The sequence below is a fragment of the uncultured Serinicoccus sp. genome (genome assembly GCF_947487915.1).
In the GTDB taxonomy this organism is placed as follows: Bacteria; Actinomycetota; Actinomycetes; order Actinomycetales; family Dermatophilaceae; genus Ornithinicoccus.
Window position 1 is genome coordinate 1 of record NZ_CANKYH010000004.1, and the last position, 14,916, is coordinate 14,916.

The 14,916-nt window shown below is 71.2% G+C and carries 18 protein-coding genes; 13 read left to right on the forward strand and 5 right to left on the reverse strand.

Going from position 1 to position 14,916, the window contains the following annotated elements:
• The 13 genes from Q0795_RS05335 to Q0795_RS05395 form a co-directional block, all read left to right on the forward strand.
• Positions 1-419: integrase core domain-containing protein (locus Q0795_RS05335; protein ID WP_298887592.1), on the forward strand; the 419-nt coding region annotated here is incomplete at its 5' end.
• Between the two features lie 95 nt (positions 420-514).
• Positions 515-1,339 carry a C40 family peptidase gene (locus Q0795_RS05340; protein WP_298887595.1) on the forward strand — a complete coding sequence of 275 codons (825 nt, stop codon included), beginning with the start codon at positions 515-517 and terminating at the stop codon, positions 1,337-1,339.
• Between the two features lie 868 nt (positions 1,340-2,207).
• The gene (locus Q0795_RS05345) at positions 2,208-2,336 is read left to right on the forward strand and encodes a hypothetical protein (RefSeq protein ID WP_298887598.1); all 129 of its coding nucleotides are present in this window, start codon (positions 2,208-2,210) and stop codon (positions 2,334-2,336) included.
• Positions 2,333-2,647: a glutaredoxin family protein gene (locus tag Q0795_RS05350; RefSeq protein WP_298887601.1), complete on the forward strand. Its 315-nt coding sequence runs from the start codon at positions 2,333-2,335 to the stop codon at positions 2,645-2,647. The genes Q0795_RS05345 and Q0795_RS05350 overlap by 4 nt, the downstream gene beginning before the upstream one ends.
• On the forward strand, positions 2,647-3,621 hold the full coding sequence (locus Q0795_RS05355) for a cytochrome c biogenesis CcdA family protein (RefSeq protein WP_075812233.1): 975 nt from the start codon (positions 2,647-2,649) through the stop codon (positions 3,619-3,621). Before Q0795_RS05350 ends, Q0795_RS05355 begins: the two co-directional genes overlap by 1 nt.
• Positions 3,618-4,235 carry a peroxiredoxin gene (locus tag Q0795_RS05360; RefSeq protein WP_075812231.1) on the forward strand — a complete coding sequence of 206 codons (618 nt, stop codon included), beginning with the start codon at positions 3,618-3,620 and terminating at the stop codon, positions 4,233-4,235. The genes Q0795_RS05355 and Q0795_RS05360 overlap by 4 nt, the downstream gene beginning before the upstream one ends.
• 138 nt (positions 4,236-4,373) lie before the next feature.
• Entirely contained in the window at positions 4,374-4,997 is a 624-nt protein-coding gene (locus tag Q0795_RS05365) for a DUF305 domain-containing protein (protein WP_298887613.1), read from the forward strand.
• A gap of 49 nt (positions 4,998-5,046) precedes the next feature.
• The gene (locus Q0795_RS05370) at positions 5,047-5,316 is read left to right on the forward strand and encodes an SHOCT domain-containing protein (protein ID WP_075866998.1); all 270 of its coding nucleotides are present in this window, start codon (positions 5,047-5,049) and stop codon (positions 5,314-5,316) included.
• Positions 5,313-6,824, forward strand: coding sequence for a multicopper oxidase family protein (locus tag Q0795_RS05375; RefSeq protein ID WP_298887624.1), 1,512 nt, complete (start codon positions 5,313-5,315; stop codon positions 6,822-6,824). The genes Q0795_RS05370 and Q0795_RS05375 overlap by 4 nt, the downstream gene beginning before the upstream one ends.
• A gap of 46 nt (positions 6,825-6,870) precedes the next feature.
• Entirely contained in the window at positions 6,871-7,158 is a 288-nt protein-coding gene (locus Q0795_RS05380; protein ID WP_075812225.1) for an SHOCT domain-containing protein, read from the forward strand.
• A 60-nt stretch (positions 7,159-7,218) separates the two neighbouring features.
• On the forward strand, positions 7,219-7,821 hold the full coding sequence (locus Q0795_RS05385) for a DUF305 domain-containing protein (RefSeq protein WP_083673486.1): 603 nt from the start codon (positions 7,219-7,221) through the stop codon (positions 7,819-7,821).
• A gap of 10 nt (positions 7,822-7,831) precedes the next feature.
• On the forward strand, positions 7,832-8,068 hold the full coding sequence (locus Q0795_RS05390; protein WP_298887636.1) for a hypothetical protein: 237 nt from the start codon (positions 7,832-7,834) through the stop codon (positions 8,066-8,068).
• A 25-nt stretch (positions 8,069-8,093) separates the two neighbouring features.
• Positions 8,094-8,705, forward strand: a complete 612-nt coding sequence (locus Q0795_RS05395; RefSeq protein ID WP_298887641.1) for a potassium channel family protein — start codon at positions 8,094-8,096, stop codon at positions 8,703-8,705.
• A gap of 111 nt (positions 8,706-8,816) precedes the next feature.
• Here the strand turns inward: Q0795_RS05395 and Q0795_RS05400 are convergent, their stop codons facing one another.
• The 5 genes from Q0795_RS05400 to Q0795_RS05420 all read right to left on the reverse strand — a co-directional run bounded on the left by Q0795_RS05400 (position 8,817) and on the right by Q0795_RS05420 (position 14,910).
• Positions 8,817-9,419 (reverse strand): DUF305 domain-containing protein, encoded by a 603-nt coding sequence (locus Q0795_RS05400; RefSeq protein WP_298887644.1) that lies wholly within the window; start codon positions 9,417-9,419, stop codon positions 8,817-8,819.
• Positions 9,420-9,517: 98 nt separating this feature from the next.
• A complete protein-coding gene (locus tag Q0795_RS05405) occupies positions 9,518-9,928 on the reverse strand; it encodes a four-helix bundle copper-binding protein (protein ID WP_298887647.1) in 411 nt (136 codons plus the stop codon).
• Between the two features lie 141 nt (positions 9,929-10,069).
• Positions 10,070-11,476: an NADH-quinone oxidoreductase subunit N gene (locus Q0795_RS05410; RefSeq protein WP_202817147.1), complete on the reverse strand. Its 1,407-nt coding sequence runs from the start codon at positions 11,474-11,476 to the stop codon at positions 10,070-10,072.
• Positions 11,477-11,491: 15 nt separating this feature from the next.
• Complete coding sequence (locus Q0795_RS05415; RefSeq protein ID WP_075812219.1) at positions 11,492-12,982, reverse strand: NuoM family protein; 1,491 nt, start codon at positions 12,980-12,982, stop codon at positions 11,492-11,494.
• Positions 12,983-12,984: 2 nt separating this feature from the next.
• Positions 12,985-14,910, reverse strand: a complete 1,926-nt coding sequence (locus Q0795_RS05420; protein WP_298887653.1) for a proton-conducting transporter membrane subunit — start codon at positions 14,908-14,910, stop codon at positions 12,985-12,987.
• Positions 14,911-14,916: the final 6 nt, after the last annotated feature.

Below are 14,916 nucleotides of genomic sequence, written 5' to 3' on the forward strand. Positions count from 1 at the left end.
ACATGGGGCTGTGGGCCCGCCAACGCGCTGGCCAGGACGTCACCGGGCTGGTCCATCACAGCGACCGCGGCGTGCAATATCGAGCGATTCGCTACACCGAGCGCCTCGTCGAGGCCGAGGCCGTCGCCTCGGTCGGGTCCAAGGGCGACTCGTATGACAACGCGATGGCCGAGGCGCTCAACTCGCTGTTCAAGGCCGAGTGCATCCGCAACCCCGTCATGCGACCGAAGGGCGGCTGGAAGTCGGTCGTCGATGTCGAGGTCGCGGTCGCCGAGTACGTCGACTGGTACAACCACCGACGGCTTCACGGCGAGATCGGGCTGGTCCCACCCTCCGAGTTCGAGACCAACCACTGGGCAACCCTGCACAGCGAGCACTACCGTAAGAACCCGGTCCTCACCGAGGTCCGAACCACCTAACCGAGCCTCCACGAAACCCGGGGCGATTCACCCCCCAGCACCGTGCCAAGCACCGCGCATCCCGCTCCGCCCCACGAGGGGGCACGGCCGCACTCATGGTCGGCGGCCTGGTCGCCGGCACGGTCGCCACCGCCGGCGCAAGCACCCTCAACCCGCCGACAGCGGAGCAGGCGGATGACCTGACCGGTGAGGCGTCCGGCGCGGTCATCCTGCCCGGCACCGACCGCCAGGACCCTCGCCCCGCCGGGGCCGCGCAGACGAGCCTGCGCAGCGCATCCCTGGACGAGCTGCGCGAGCAGTCGGCCGCGGACCGCAGCGAAGCCCGGTCGGCGCCCGAGGGCGAGGCCGCCTCGGTCACCACCCTGCTGGCCGACTCCACCTTCACCGGCACCACGCTCGAGGTGCAGACCGCCGACCCCGAGCCCGTCGAGCCGACCACCACGCCCCAGCCGCAGCCCGCCGAGCAGGACGAGAACCTTCACAGCGAGGCGCAGCAGGCCACCCCCGAAGCGGCCCTGCAGCAACCCGAACCGGTGCAGCAGCAGGCCACCGAACAGACGCAGCCGCAGGCGGCGCCCGCGCCCGCGGTCGGAGGATCCCTGTTCGACATCGCCGCCAGCTACGTCGGCTACCCCTACGTGCTCTACGGCACTCCTCCCCAGGCGTTCGACTGCTCGGCCTACACCTGGTGGGTCTTCAAGCAGGCCGGGATCGACATCCCCCGCACAGTGGCCGGCCAGAAAGCCGCGGTCACCCCGGTCTCCGACCCTCAGCCGGGCGACCTCATCTTCTACAACGACTGGTACCACGTGGGCATCTATGCCGGGAACGGCATGACCTACGAGGCGATGAACCCCAGCACCGACGTGCGGTACGGACCGCTGCTGTCGAACAACGTCTGGTACGGCCGCATCGGCTGACTCAGGAGGCGTCTTCAGCCCTCCGACCGCGGGCGCCTGGCGATGTCGGTGTGTCGGCGGAGCCATGCTCGTACCGGCATGCCTGCCCGACCTGCAGGGTGGAGAAGTCCCCGTCGAGGGCCGGTGAACTGGTGTGTGGTGCCTCCTGCCGCACCCGGTCTGTGTCCGCAGCGTCGGTCACCTGCAGGCGCGTCGGAGAAGACCGTCCGCCCGGACGTCGGGCTCCACGCCCGCACATGGTGCAGGTCCTCCACGCCGTTGGTGTCGCTGAGCACCGTTGTGGGCAGTTCGACCGGCTCGAAGAGCCACATGGCACCCATCCACAGCAGGTAGCCGGCCATGAGGGCCATGAAGAGCCCGTTGAACAGGGCGCCGAGAATCCCCCCCCGGCGCCATCTGAACGCGTCTTCCTGGCCGTGGCCGGCCGCTGACTGAGCCGCTGCGCGGCCAGGGCGATGAGCGCACCCCGCCGACGGCGGAGAAGGTGTGGAACGCCGTCGGAGATCACCGGATGACCACAGTTCTCCGGTCCGCCTCGGCTTCGGTGTGGGCGCCGTGCGACATCGTCCAAGCGGGCGACCTCCCTGCACCGGCGTCTCACGCACCGGGTGGACGACCGACCTTGACCAAAACTTCATCATCCGCGTTCTGAAACAGCAACCCGTGCGCAGGAGCCTGGCAGGACCACCACGAGTCGAGGAGCCCGGAAATGACCCAGTTCCCTCATGGTCCCGCGAACGGACCACGCGACAGCGGCAGCGGCGTCCCGCCGCTGCCGACCGTGACGACACCTCACCACGAGCACCCTGCCCAGGCTCCGCACGGGCACGGCAGGCACGCGTGGGCGATGTGGCTGATGTGCGTGCCCATGCTGCTGATCGTGGGTCTGCTGATCCTCAGCGGCTCAGCAGGGTTCGGTGCCATCGTCTACGCCCTGGCGTGCCTGGGCATGATGGCGGCGATGATGCTGTTCATGCAGCACGGCACCCGCCGATGAACCGCGTCACCGACGCGCGGGCCACCACCGGTCGGTCCAGGGACGCCCAGCCCGTGCCGCGAGCCACCCTGCTCACCACCACGGCGTGCCACCTGTGCGAGGACGCGCACCAGGAGCTGAGCCGTCGCGCAGGGTGCGGCGAGCTGTCCCTGGAGGTGGTGGCCGTGGAGTCTGACGAGGGGCGCGCGCTGGTCGCCACGCACCGACCAGCCATGTTCCCGCTGGTGCTCCTCGACGGCCGCCCGCTGGGTCACGGGCGCCTCTCCCGGCGCCGCCTGGACGCTGCGCTGCGGTCGGGCAAGGTGCGCTGATGGGCACCGAGCTGCTGGCCACGGGCAGCATCCTGGCGGCCTTCTTCGCCGGTGCCGTCGCGCTCTTCGCCCCGTGCTGCATCGTCTTCCTGGCCCCGGCCTACCTGGCCGCGGCGGTGAAGAACAACAGGTGGCGCCTGCTGCCGCTCACCTTCGTCTTCGCCGCCGGGCTCGCCCTCGTCCTGGTGCCCATCACCCTCGGTGTCAGCCTGATCGCCGGAGCGATCGCGAGGTACCACGTGCAGCTGTACTGGGCCGGCGGGCTGCTCATGATCGGGCTCGGTCTGCTGGCCCTGTCCGGGCGCATGTGGTCGATGCCCTCGGTGCTGCGCGCCCCGGACACCGCCCGGGGGGACTCGGCGACGTTCTTCAGCCTGGGCGTCTTCTCGGGGATCGCCTCCAGCTGCTGCGCCCCGGTCCTGGCCGGCGTGATGACCCTCTCGGCGCTGTCCGGCAGCGCCGCCGGCGGAGCGCTGCTGGGTATGGCGTACGTCTTCGGCATGGTGCTGCCGCTCTTCGTCATGGCGCTGGCCTGGGACGCAGCCGGGCTGGGGGAGCGCCGCTGGGGGCGGGCCAGGCCGCTGCGGTGGAGCGTTGCGGGACGGACGCTGCACACGAACACCGTCAACGTGGCCGTCGCACTGGCCTTCGTCGCCATGGGGGTCGCCGTCATCTCGCTGGCGGGGTCGACCACCATGACCGGCAACGCCACCTGGTTCCAGCGCCTCGCGAGCGACGGGGTCACCCGGACCGCCGAGCAGGTCCTCGGCCGGGTCGCGCCCGTGCCCGAACCCCTGCTCGGGCTGGGCCTGCTCGCCCTTGCCGCGTCGTTCGTGTGGTTCACGCTGCGCGACCGGAAACGCAGGACGACCACGGACGCCGACGGAACCGCCGACGGAACCGCCGACGATGCACCCACGCACGCGTGCCACGAGCACACGGGCGCACCAGGACAAGGAGCGCAGCAACCATGAGCACCAAGACCCAGCAAGCGCGGCGTCAGGCGCACGTCGCCCGGATCCGGCTCGAGCAGCAACGTCAGGAGCACACCGAGCGGCGCCGACGGCTCCTGGGGCTGGCCGGGCTGCTCGTCCTCGTGGCCGTGGTGACCTTCGGCCTGTGGCAGGCCCGGCCGACGACCAACGAGGTCAGCGGCGACGCGGCGCCCGGGTTCACGCTGCCGACGACCACCGGGCAGAGCGCGTCCCTGGCCGACTACCGGGGCAGCCCGGTCATCCTCTACTTCAACGAGGGCGCCGGGTGCGGGTCGTGCACCCAGCAGATGGCCGAGATCGAGAAGAACCGTGGCTTTGCCGACGCCGGCATCGTCGTCCTGCCGATCGTGATGAACACCGCCGCCCAGATCCAGGCCGACCTCGACACCTTCGGCGTGAGCACGCCATACCTGCTCGACGACGGGACCGTCTCGCAGGCCTACGGCACGCTCGGCAAGGGCATGCACGCCGGGCTGCCCGGGCACGGGTTCGTCCTCGTCGACGCCGACGGCGTGCAGCGGTGGCAGGGGAACTACCCCTCGATGTGGCTCGACCCCGACGACCTGCTGCGCGAGGCCACCTCGCGCCTGTGAGCGCCTTGACCCGTGTGACGAAGGTCCGACGTCGGTTCGATGAAGGTTTCCTGAAGGGACCCCCTCCGGGCTGGAATGACGCTGCATGGTCACGTTTACTCAGGGGGCACCGTCCCCCGACCTCTGGAGCTGGCCCCGATGATGAACACCTCTCGCCTTCGCCTCGCGACCGGCGCCCTGGCGCTGACCGCGTTCCTCGCCGGCTGCGGCGACTCCACCGAGCCCGCAGGCGGCGGCACCACCGCCGCCTCCACGACGGACGGTGAGCAGGCCGCCCAGGAGCACAACGAGGCGGACACGATGTTCGCGCAGATGATGATCGTCCACCACGAGGGCGCGATCGAGATGGCCCAGCTGGCCCAGGAGCAGGCGGTCACGCCCGAGGTGCAGGAGCTGGCCGCACAGATCGAGGCGGCCCAGGGCCCGGAGATCGAGCTCATGCAGTCCTGGCTGCAGCAGTGGGGTGAACCGGCCGCCTCCGAGGACGACATGGCCGGGATGGGCCACGGCGACACCAGCGGTATGGAGATGGACGGGATGACCCAGGAGGAGGCGATGGCTGAGCTCGAGGGCCTGTCCGGCGAGGCGTTCGACGCCCGGTTCCTGGAGCTGATGATCGAGCACCACCGCGGCGCCGTCACGATGGCACAGACCGCCCTGGACGAGGGGCAGCACCCCGACGTGCAGGAGCTCGCCGAGCAGGTCGTGACCGACCAGGAGGCCGAGATCGAGCACATGGAGCAGCTGCACAAGGGGTTGTGAACCCCGAGACGGCATGCAGCCGTGCCGGTGGTGAGAGGAGGATGGAGCCGTGACCTGGGTATTCACAGCCCTGCTCATCGGTGGCATCGCGCTGCTGGCCTACACGCTGGCGCGGGTCCTCGCCGGCGGCCTGGTTCACGGACCGACCGGGGCCGGCGTTCCGGGTCGGTCCCGCCGGGACCGGACCGAGGACACGGCACCTGCTGATGGGTCGAGCGCCCGGCGGATCCTGGACGAGCGCTACGCGGCCGGGGAGCTGAGCACGCAGGAGTACGAGCATCGCCGGGCTGTGCTGGCCGGGCGCGAGGAGGAGTCATGAGACCGGTCAGCCGGCGCACGGCGCTGACCATGGGTGGACTGGGTCTCGCCACCACCGTGATAGGTGGGACGGGCCTGTGGCGTGAGCTGACCACGCCCGGTGCGCCCGGCGATCCGGGGGGTGAGCTGGTGGAGCCGGAGGTGCTGGCCAGCGGCGGCGGGCGCCTGGACGTGCAGCTCCAGGCCCGCGTCGACACGCACGAGGTGGCGGGGCGGTCGGCCACCACGATGGGCTACAACGGCGGCGTGCCGGGTCCGACCCTGCGGCTGCGCCCCGGGGACCTGCTGCGGATCGAGCTGGACAACCAGCTGGACCACGTGACCAACCTGCACGTGCACGGGCTGCACGTGACCCCCGAGGGCGACGGCGACAACGTCTTCGTCGAGGTCGAGCCCGGCGCGAGCCGTCAGTACGAGTACCAGCTGCCGAAGGACCACCCGCCGGGGGTCTACTGGTACCACCCCCACCACCACGGCAGCGTGGCCGACCAGCTGTTCGCCGGGCTCTACGGCGCCATCGTCGTGGAGGAGGACGACCCGCCGGCCGTCGACCGCGAACGGGTGCTGGTCGTCTCCGACATCACCCTCTCCCAGGACGGGTCCGTCGTCGGCCCCTCGATGCCCGAGCGGATGATGGGCCGCGAGGGTGAGCTGCTCCTGCTCGACGGCCAGGTGGAGCCGGTCCTGACGGCACGGGGGGGCGATCGGGAGCGTTGGCGGGTGGTCAACGCCTGCTCCTCCCGCTTCGTGTCGTTGCGGTTGTCCGGCGAGGGCAGCTCCGCGCGAGTGGTCGGCCGTGACGTCGGCCGCCTCCCCACGCCGGTGGCCCTGGAGGAAATCGTCCTGGCCCCGGGCAACCGGATGGACGTGCTCGTCGACCTGGCCGAGGGCAGGACCGAGCTGGTCGCCGTGCCCGTGGACCGCGGCCAGATGATGGGCGGGATGATGGGCGGCGCCGTGGGCCCGGAGGACTCCGAACGGGTCCTGGCCAGCCTCGACGTACGCGGGGGCGGGGGGCCCTCGGCCGGTGAGGCCGGCGACGGCGGCGCGGGGGCGGCCCCCGGTCCCGACGGGCTGCTGGCCGACCTGCGGGACGCGCAGGTCGACCGGCGCCGGCAGCTGACCATGGAGATGTCCATGGGCGGCGGGATGATGGGCGGGGGCGGCCGTGGACCGGGCGGGATGATGGATCTCACCATCGACGGCCGGTCCTTCGACCCTGACCGCGTCGACCAGCGGGTGCGGCTGGGCACGGTCGAGGAGTGGACCATCGGCAACGTGGGCCCCATGGACCATCCCTTCCACCTGCACGTCTGGCCCATGCAGGTGCTCGACGTCGACGGGCAGGCTCCCGAGGAGGTGCTGTGGCTCGACGTGGTCAACGTCCCGGCCGGCGGCAGTGTCACCGTGCGCGTCCGGTTCGCCGACTTCGGCGGACGGACCGTCTACCACTGCCACATCCTCGACCACGAGGACCTCGGCATGATGGGCACGATCGAGGCCGAGTGACCCTGCGACGTCCGGACCGACCGACCACGAAGGAGAGGAGAGAACGATGATGGGCAACGGCTGGGGAGCAGGCATGGGTTGGATGTGGGTCCTGTGGCCCCTGGTCATCATCGCCACCGTCGCCGTGGTGGCGCTGCTGGTCCGCTCCGGCGCAGACCGCTCACGCCCGCCAGCGCCGGTGGACCAGCCGCCGGCGCACGAGGCGGACGAGCCGACCGCGGCCGCCGGGCAGCCCGCGGCGCGCCGGATCCTCGACGAGCGCTACGCCCGCGGTGAGATCGACGAGGAGGACTACCGGGCCCGGCGTCGACGCCTCGAGGAGCCCGACGCCTGAGAAGCACCTAGCCTGACCGCATACCCCTGCACGTACCCACGAGCCGAGGAGGCACCGCCGATGTCCGAGCACGACCAGGGCCAGCACACCGAGCACGACCAGCACGGCCGGTCCGCGCAGGACCACGAGCAGCACAAGAAGCACGAGCGCAAGATGTACCTGATCTTCGCCGGCATGATCACCACCTCGACGGTGACGATGTTCCTGCTGACCTACACCAACGCCTTCACCTGGTCGCACATGACGTTCAGCGAGGAACGGCTCTACATGGCCCTGCTCATGGGCTCGGCGATGGCCATCATCATGCTCGGCTTCATGTGGGGGATGATGTACAAGAACGTCAGGGTCAACCTGGCAATCATCGCCGGCGCCCTCGTCCTGGGCCTGACCGCGCTGTGGCTGTCCCGCTCCCAGACCCTGGTCGACGACCAGGCCTACATGAACGGGATGATCCCGCACCACTCGATCGCCATCCTCACCAGCGAGCGCGCCGACATCGACGACGTGCGCGTGCGCGAGCTGGCCGACGAGATCATCGAGGCCCAGCGCAAGGAGATCGCCGAGATGAAGTGGCTCGTCGACGACATCGAGAGCAACGGCGTGGTCACCACCGACCAGGAGGCCGAGCAGCGCCCCGTCCCCGAGTTCGGGGGTACTCCTTGAGAGGCACATCGTGATGGGGGTCGTGATGACCCTCGCCGGGATCGTGGTGATCGGCGTCGGTCTGCACGACATGTTCCACACCCTGCTGCACCCCACCGGCCAGGGACGTCTGAGCCGGATGGTGCTGACCGGGATGTGGAAAGTCTCGAAGGCGACCGGGCACCGCCTCGGCTCCACCGTGGGACCCCTGGCGATGGTCGCGGTCATCCTGGTGTGGGTGCTGCTGCAACTGCTCGGGTGGGCTTGACCCGCCGCACGTCCCCGAGGGGTTCATGTACTCCTCCGGCGTGGACCCCTCGGACTACCCTGACGCCCTGGAGGCTGTCTACCTGTCGGCCGTCACGCTGAGCACGCTGGGCTACGGGGACATGGTGGCGACCGACCTGTGGGTCAGGACCGCCTCGCCCCTGCAGGCCCTCACCGGCTTCGCTCTGCTCACCGCCGCCCTGACGTGGTTCACCCAAATCTACCCGCCGCTGTCCCGCCGCCGCGCGCTCGCTCTCGAGCTCAAGGGCCTGGCCGACAGCGACTGGGCAGGCAGCGTGGACGACGCCGACCCCGCCGTCCTCACCCGGGTCCTGGACACCCTCGCGGCGGAGGTGGTCACGGTGGGGATCGACTTCGCCCAGCACACCGAGGGCTTCTACTTCCAGGAACGTGACCCCGACCTGGCGCTGGCACGCCAGCTTCCCTACGCCCTGAGGCTGCGCGACGAGGCCCTGGCATCCTCCGAGGCGGTGGTTCGACGCAGCGGGCGGCAGCTGGCACTGGCCATCGACCAGCTCAGCTCCGAGCTCGACGACAACTTCCTGCTTACCGGTGGTGATGCTAAGGAGGTGTTCGTCGCCTACGCGGATGACCACCACCACGAACCACGCTTCTGAAGCCAGCTGTCGCGTGCGGGTGTCGTTCGCCCGTGGTTGTCCTACGCGGACCCGCCTGGGGCTGTGCCCGCCCAGCGACGTCGGCGGGCACGGCGTGCGAGGAGGCCTGTCTTAGGCGGTACTGGTCGGGCGGCCGCCGGGCAGGCCATACCACTCCTGCAGCCACGTCTGCATCATCTCGATCTCGCCGAGCTGGACGCTCTTGATCTCCTCGCACATGGCCAGCAGGTCCTCGTGCTCGGCCCGGTCGAGGCACTTCTCCGCCTCCCGGACCGCTCCCCAGTGGTGCCGGATCATCGAGCGCATGAACGCGATCTCGAACTCTTCCCCGTCAAGGTCGTGGAGGCGGTGCATCGACTCCATCCCCGTCATGTCGGGCATGTGCTCGAGGCCGTACCAGTCCATGAGCCAGCCCTGCATGGTCTCGATCTCCGCGGTCTGCGTGGCGATGATGTCCTCGCAGGTGGCGATCAGCTCGTCATGGACAGCCTTCTCCAGGCACATCTGACTCATCATGACGGCCATGTGGTGATGGTCGATCATCCCGGTGAGGAAGTCGACCTCGAACCGTTCCGCCTGCTCCGAGCTCGCCGGGGCATCCGCGACCGCGGCCGGGGCGGCTGCGACCGCCACACCGGCCACCGGGGCGAGGGCCACAGCCAGGGCGGTCAGGAAGGAACCGGTGCGTCGGCGGTTCTGTATCGCAGTCTTCACGTCGTTCTCCTTCTGTACGATGCCCGGTCCTTGTACCGGGCGGGATGGGGTGTCCCGAGAGGAAGTCCGGGCGCTGGAGGTATGAAGCTCCTGCTGGTTCAGCTGAGGCTGGCGAGGAGCTCGGCGCACGCGGTCTCGCAGCGTCGGCAGGCTTCTGCGCACACCCGGCAGTGCTCGTGCATCTGCGCGTGCTGCTCACACTCCTCGGCGCAGGCCCGACACGCGGTGCGGCAGGCCTCCAGCGCCGCCCGGGTGGTCTCGACGTTGTTCCCGGTCTGCCGGGACAGGACGTTGCCGGTCGCGGCGCAGACGTCGGCGCAGTCCAGGTTCTTGCGGATGCAGGTGACCAGGTCGGCCACCATGTCCTCGGCCAGACACGCATCCGCGCAGGCGGTGCAGGTCTGGGCGCACTCGAAGCACGCCTCGATGCACTCGGCGAGCTTGTGCTGGTCGATCGACCCCAGGTCCTTGGGGTAGGTCTGCAGCATCGTGGTCACGTGGTGGGTCATCGTGTTGCTCCTTCTCTTATGGCCGGCATCGGTGCCGGCGTCTGGATCTGGTGCAGGGCCGGCCGGGAGCTGGCCACCTCCCGACGGTAGACCTGGGGGAGACGGGTCGCGAGCGGAACCGGCCGGTGCGAGGCAGCCGGGTCACAGGGAGAAGGTGGCCCAGAGGGCTCCGGCTCCGATGCCGAGGAGAAGGCTCAGCGCTGCGGTCCCGATCGCAGCGCTGCGCGACCACCGGCCTTCTGTGCCGGCGTCCTGCTGGTGGTGCCCCGCTGTCTCCTGGTGGGTGTAGAGGGGCGCGATCCAGCGCAGGTAGTAGAAGAGGCTGGCGACGGTGTTGACGAGGACGAGCACGGCCAACCAGGCGTACCCGGCGTCCCAGGCCGCGGCGGTGGTGGTCAACTTTCCGACGAAGACCACGGTGGGCGGGGTGCCGACGAGGCCGAGGAGCGCCACGACCAGGGCTGCGCCCAGCCACGGATGGGCTCTGCCCATGCCCCGGTAGGAGCGCAGCTCGCGCCGCTGGGGGAAGGCGGTGGTGACCGCGAACGCCGAGAGGTTGGTGACGGTGTAGCCGGCGAGGTAGAGCAGCAGCGAGGGCAGGGCGAGGTCGCTGCGTCCGGCGACCGCGACCGGCACGAGCAGGTAGCCGACCTGGCTGACCGTGGACCAGCCCAGCAGGCGTCGCGGGTCGGTCTGCCAGTAGGCGGCGAGGTTGCCCAGCGTCATGCTGGCCACGGCCAGCAGCGCGACCAGCAACGGCCAGGCCAGGGTGTCGGGAAGCAGCTCGACGAGCCGGTATGCCGCGATCACGGCCCCGATCTTGGGCACGGTGGTGAGGAACGCCGCGACGGTCCCGCCGGCACCCTGGGCAGCGTCGGGGACCCAGAAGTGCGCGGGTGCTCCTCCGGCCTTGAACAGCAGCCCGCCCAGCACCGCCACGACGCCGGCGGCGACCACGCCTGCCGGTGCGTCGGCGAGCCGGTCGGTCAGCTCGGCGTAGGACGTGGTGGCTGTCACGCCGTAGAGGAGCGTGACCCCGGTCAGCAGCAGGATGCCGAAGAGGGCACCCAGCAGGTAGGTCTTCATCGCGGCCTCGGCGCCCAGGGGTGTGCGGGCGATCCCGATCAGGCCGTAGAGGGGGACGCTGGCCAGCAGGAACCCGACGGTGACGACGAGCAGGTCGTTCGCACCGGCCAGGATCAGGGTGCCGGTGGTGGAGAACAGCAGCAGCGCGTAGGTCTCGCTCTCCCGCGGGGTGCCGGCGATCTCGTCGGAGGCCAGCGCCAGCACGACGAGGGTGCCGAGCGCGGCGACGACCCGGGCGACCCCCGTGGTGGTGTCGACCGTGAAGGTGCCTTCCATCGCCACCTGCGCCGGGCCGGGCAGGTCCAGGGCGGCCAGGGCGGCCGCGACCAGCAGGGCGGCCGCGGCGACGGCACGGGTGACCCACTGGCGGGTCCGCGCCAGGAACGACCCGCCCAGCAGGGCCGCGAGCCCACCGAGGAACAGCACGATCTCCGGTGCGAGCAGGGCCGGCCGCATGGCCATGGACTCCACCGCGGTCTACCTCCCGACGAGCTGGACGAGGACCTGCGCCGCGGGCTCGATCACGTCGAGCAGCAGGCGGGGGAGGACCCCGATGAGCAGCGAGAGTGCCAGCAGCGGCCCGATGGCCCACAGCTCGGCCGGGCGCAGGTCACCGAAACCGACGGAGGCGCCCTGGGTGGCGCCGGTGAAGATGCGTTGCAGCGCCCGTAGGAACAGGGCGGCGGTGATGAGGATGCCCAGCAGCGCGACCGCGGTGACCGGTGCCGCGGCGATGCTGCCGGTGAAGATCTGGAACTCGGCGATGAAGCCGGACAGGCCGGGCAGGCCGAGCGAGGCGAACGCCCCGACGGCGAACAGCGCCGCGAGCCTGGGGGCACGGTCGGCCAGACCGCCGTAGGCGCCCATGTCGTAGGTGCCGGCCCGCTCCCACATCACGCCGGCGATCAGGAACAGGGCGGCGGTGACCAGGCCGTGGCTGACCATCTGGGTGACGGCACCGGTGACCGCCACGGACCGCGCCTGCACGGTGTCGTCGGCGACGATCCCGGCGGCGCCGACGGCCAGCACGACGTAGCCCATGTGGTTGACCGAGGTGTAGGCGACCATGCGCTTGAAGTCGGTCTGGGCTAGCGCGACCAGGGCGCCGTAGACGACGGAGACGATGCCGACGACGACGATCACCCAGGCCCACGCCCGCCACGCCTCCGGCAGCATCGGCATCGCGATCCGGACGAACCCGTAGGTGCCCATCTTGAGCAGGACGCCGGCCAGGACGGCCGAGCCGATGGCTGGGGCGTCGGTGTGCGCCGGGGGCAGCCAGGTGTGGAACGGCACCGTGGGCGTCTTGACGGCCAGCCCGAGGAGGATCGCGGCCAGCACCCACGCCCCGGCGGTCGAGGACCCCTCCAGCGGGGTCTGCTCGGCCAGCTCCACCATGTCGAAGGTGTGCGGGTCGGCAGCGACGTAGAGGCCGATGAAACCGGCGAGCAGGGCTAGGGAGCCCAGGAAGGTGTAGAGGAAGAACTTCATCGCCGACCGGCCCGCATCCCCGTGTCCCCACCCGGCGATCACGAAGTACATGCCGACGATGGACAGGTCGAAGAAGAGGAAGAACAGGATCAGGTCGGCGGCGACGAACAGACCCAGGCTCACGCTCTGCAGGAACAGGAACAGCGCCGCCTGGGTCCTCGGCCGGTCGCCGCTGCGCAGCGCGAAGACCGCGCAGGCCAGGAAGACCACCGTCGTCATCGCCACCAGGGGCAGCGACAGCCCGTCCACCCCGACGTGGTAGCTGCTGTTCACCCCAGGGATCCACTGGGCGCGTTCCTCGAACGCCAGTCGACCTGCGGCCGGTGGCTCGTAGGCCAGCCACAGCGCAGCGACGAGGGCAACGTCTGCGGCGGCCACGGCCACCCAGGCCCACCGTGCCGCCCCGTCGCCCAGCCGTGGCAGGGCCATCAGAGCCAGCGCGGCGGCCAGGGGCAGGAAGACGATCAGACTGAGCACGTTCACCTCACCGTGAGCAGGAGCAGGACGCCGACCGCGAGGACCGCGACGGCCTGGACGTAGTAGTGGTGCAGCTGTCCGCTCTGCGGGCGTCGCGCCAGCCGGCCGAGCTGGCGTACCCGTGCCGCGAGCCGCTCCACGGCGCCGTCGAGCCACCGGTCGTCCGCGCGCCCGGCCCGCTGGGCCGCCTCCATGCTCGCCCGGGAGACGGACTCCACGGCGCCGTCGAGCACCCGGTCGTCGAACCCCGCTGCCCGGCGCGCCAGACCGAGGGCGCCCGCCGCGGACCCGGTCACGGCCCGGTCCAGAGCGTGGTCGTCGAAGTGCGCCGCCGCCTGTGCCAGCGCCAGGGTCGGCCGGACGACGAGAGCCCGGGTCGCCGGCTCCAGACCCAGCCAGTCCTGCGCCCACCCGGGGCGGGGCGCTGGACGCCACCAGACGAGCGCCAGCACGGCCAGCGCGATCCCCGCCGAGGTGAGCATCTCCACGAGGGTGGGGTGCAGCGGTTCCTCCCCGAGCGCGCGGGCGAGCGTGTCGCCCACCGGTGGCAGCGCGAGCAGACCGAGGACCAGCGCACCCGCGGCGAGCACGACCATCGGTGCGCGTTCGAGCACTCCGACGCGGCCCGTGCCGCGCTCCTCCTCGTCGAGGTGCCCCTCGACCACGGCGCGCTCCGCGGCAGGGACGGGCCGCCACAGGACGACCAGGATCTTGCCGGCGTAGGCGGCCGACAGGGCGGCGGCGGCCAGTCCCACGGCATACAACCAGGGTGAGCGCGCCAGGGCCGCGGCCAGGACGGCGTCCTTGGTGGCCCACAGGGCCAGGGGTGCGACCCCGGCCAGCGAGAGCACCCCGAGCGTGCTGGCCCACCCCACCAGCGGCCAGCGCCGGCCGACCCCCCGCAGGCCGGTCAGGTGCTTGGTGCCCAGCGCGGTGAGCCAGGCGCCGGCGGCCAGGAACAGCAGCGCCTTGGTGGAGGCGTGCGCCACCAGGTGTGCCGCACCGCCGCCGACCGAGCCCAGCCCGGCGCCCATCACCACGAACCCCAGCTGGGCCGAGGTGGAGGCCGCGAGCAGCTGCTTGAGGTCCTGCTGGGCCAGCGCGACCGCCCCGAGCAGCAACGCGGTCACCGCGCCGGTCCAGGCCGCGGCCGGGGCGGCCCAGCCCGTGGAGGCGAGCAACGGCTCGGTCCGCAGCAGCAGGTAGCCGCCCATGGCGACCATCGCGGCCGAGTGCAGCAGCGCACTGACCGGGCTCGGGCCCTCCATCGCCCGGGACAGCCAGAACGAGAACGGCAGCTGCGCCGCCTTGCCCAGCGCCGCGACGAGGACACCGGCCGCCACCACGTGCCGCCACCCCTCGCTGCTCCCGGGCAGGTCGGCCAGGGCCAGCCCCGCTCCACCGGCCAGAGCCGCGCCGGCCGCGAGGTAGAGACCCAGGTCGGCCGCGCGGGTGGTCATGAAAGCGGTCATCCCGGCGGAGACCCGGTGCTGCTCGCGCCACCAGAACCCGATCAGCGCGAACGACGTCGCGCCCATGACCTCCCAGGCGAGCAGCAGCGCTGGCAGCGTCTGCGCGGTGGCGGTCAGGAGCGCGCTGGAGGCGAAGATGAGCATGAGCCCGTGGAACCGTGCCCGGGACCGCTGGATCTCACCCGCTGCGAAGAGCAGCACCAGCAGGGTGACGACCGCCACGGTCGGCACGACCAGTGCCGACAGCGCGTCCACGCCGAGGGCCAGGTCGCTGCCGGCCATGAAGGGCACCGACACCTGCGGTCGGGCCAGGGCCACGAACAGCGACAGGACCGCGGTCAGACCGGCTGTGGCCAGGGACATCGGGACCGCAGCACGCTCCAGACGCGAGAGGGCCAGTGCGCCGCCGACGACCGCGGGCAGCAGCACGAGCAGCCAGAGAGCGGCCTGGGCCATCGGCGG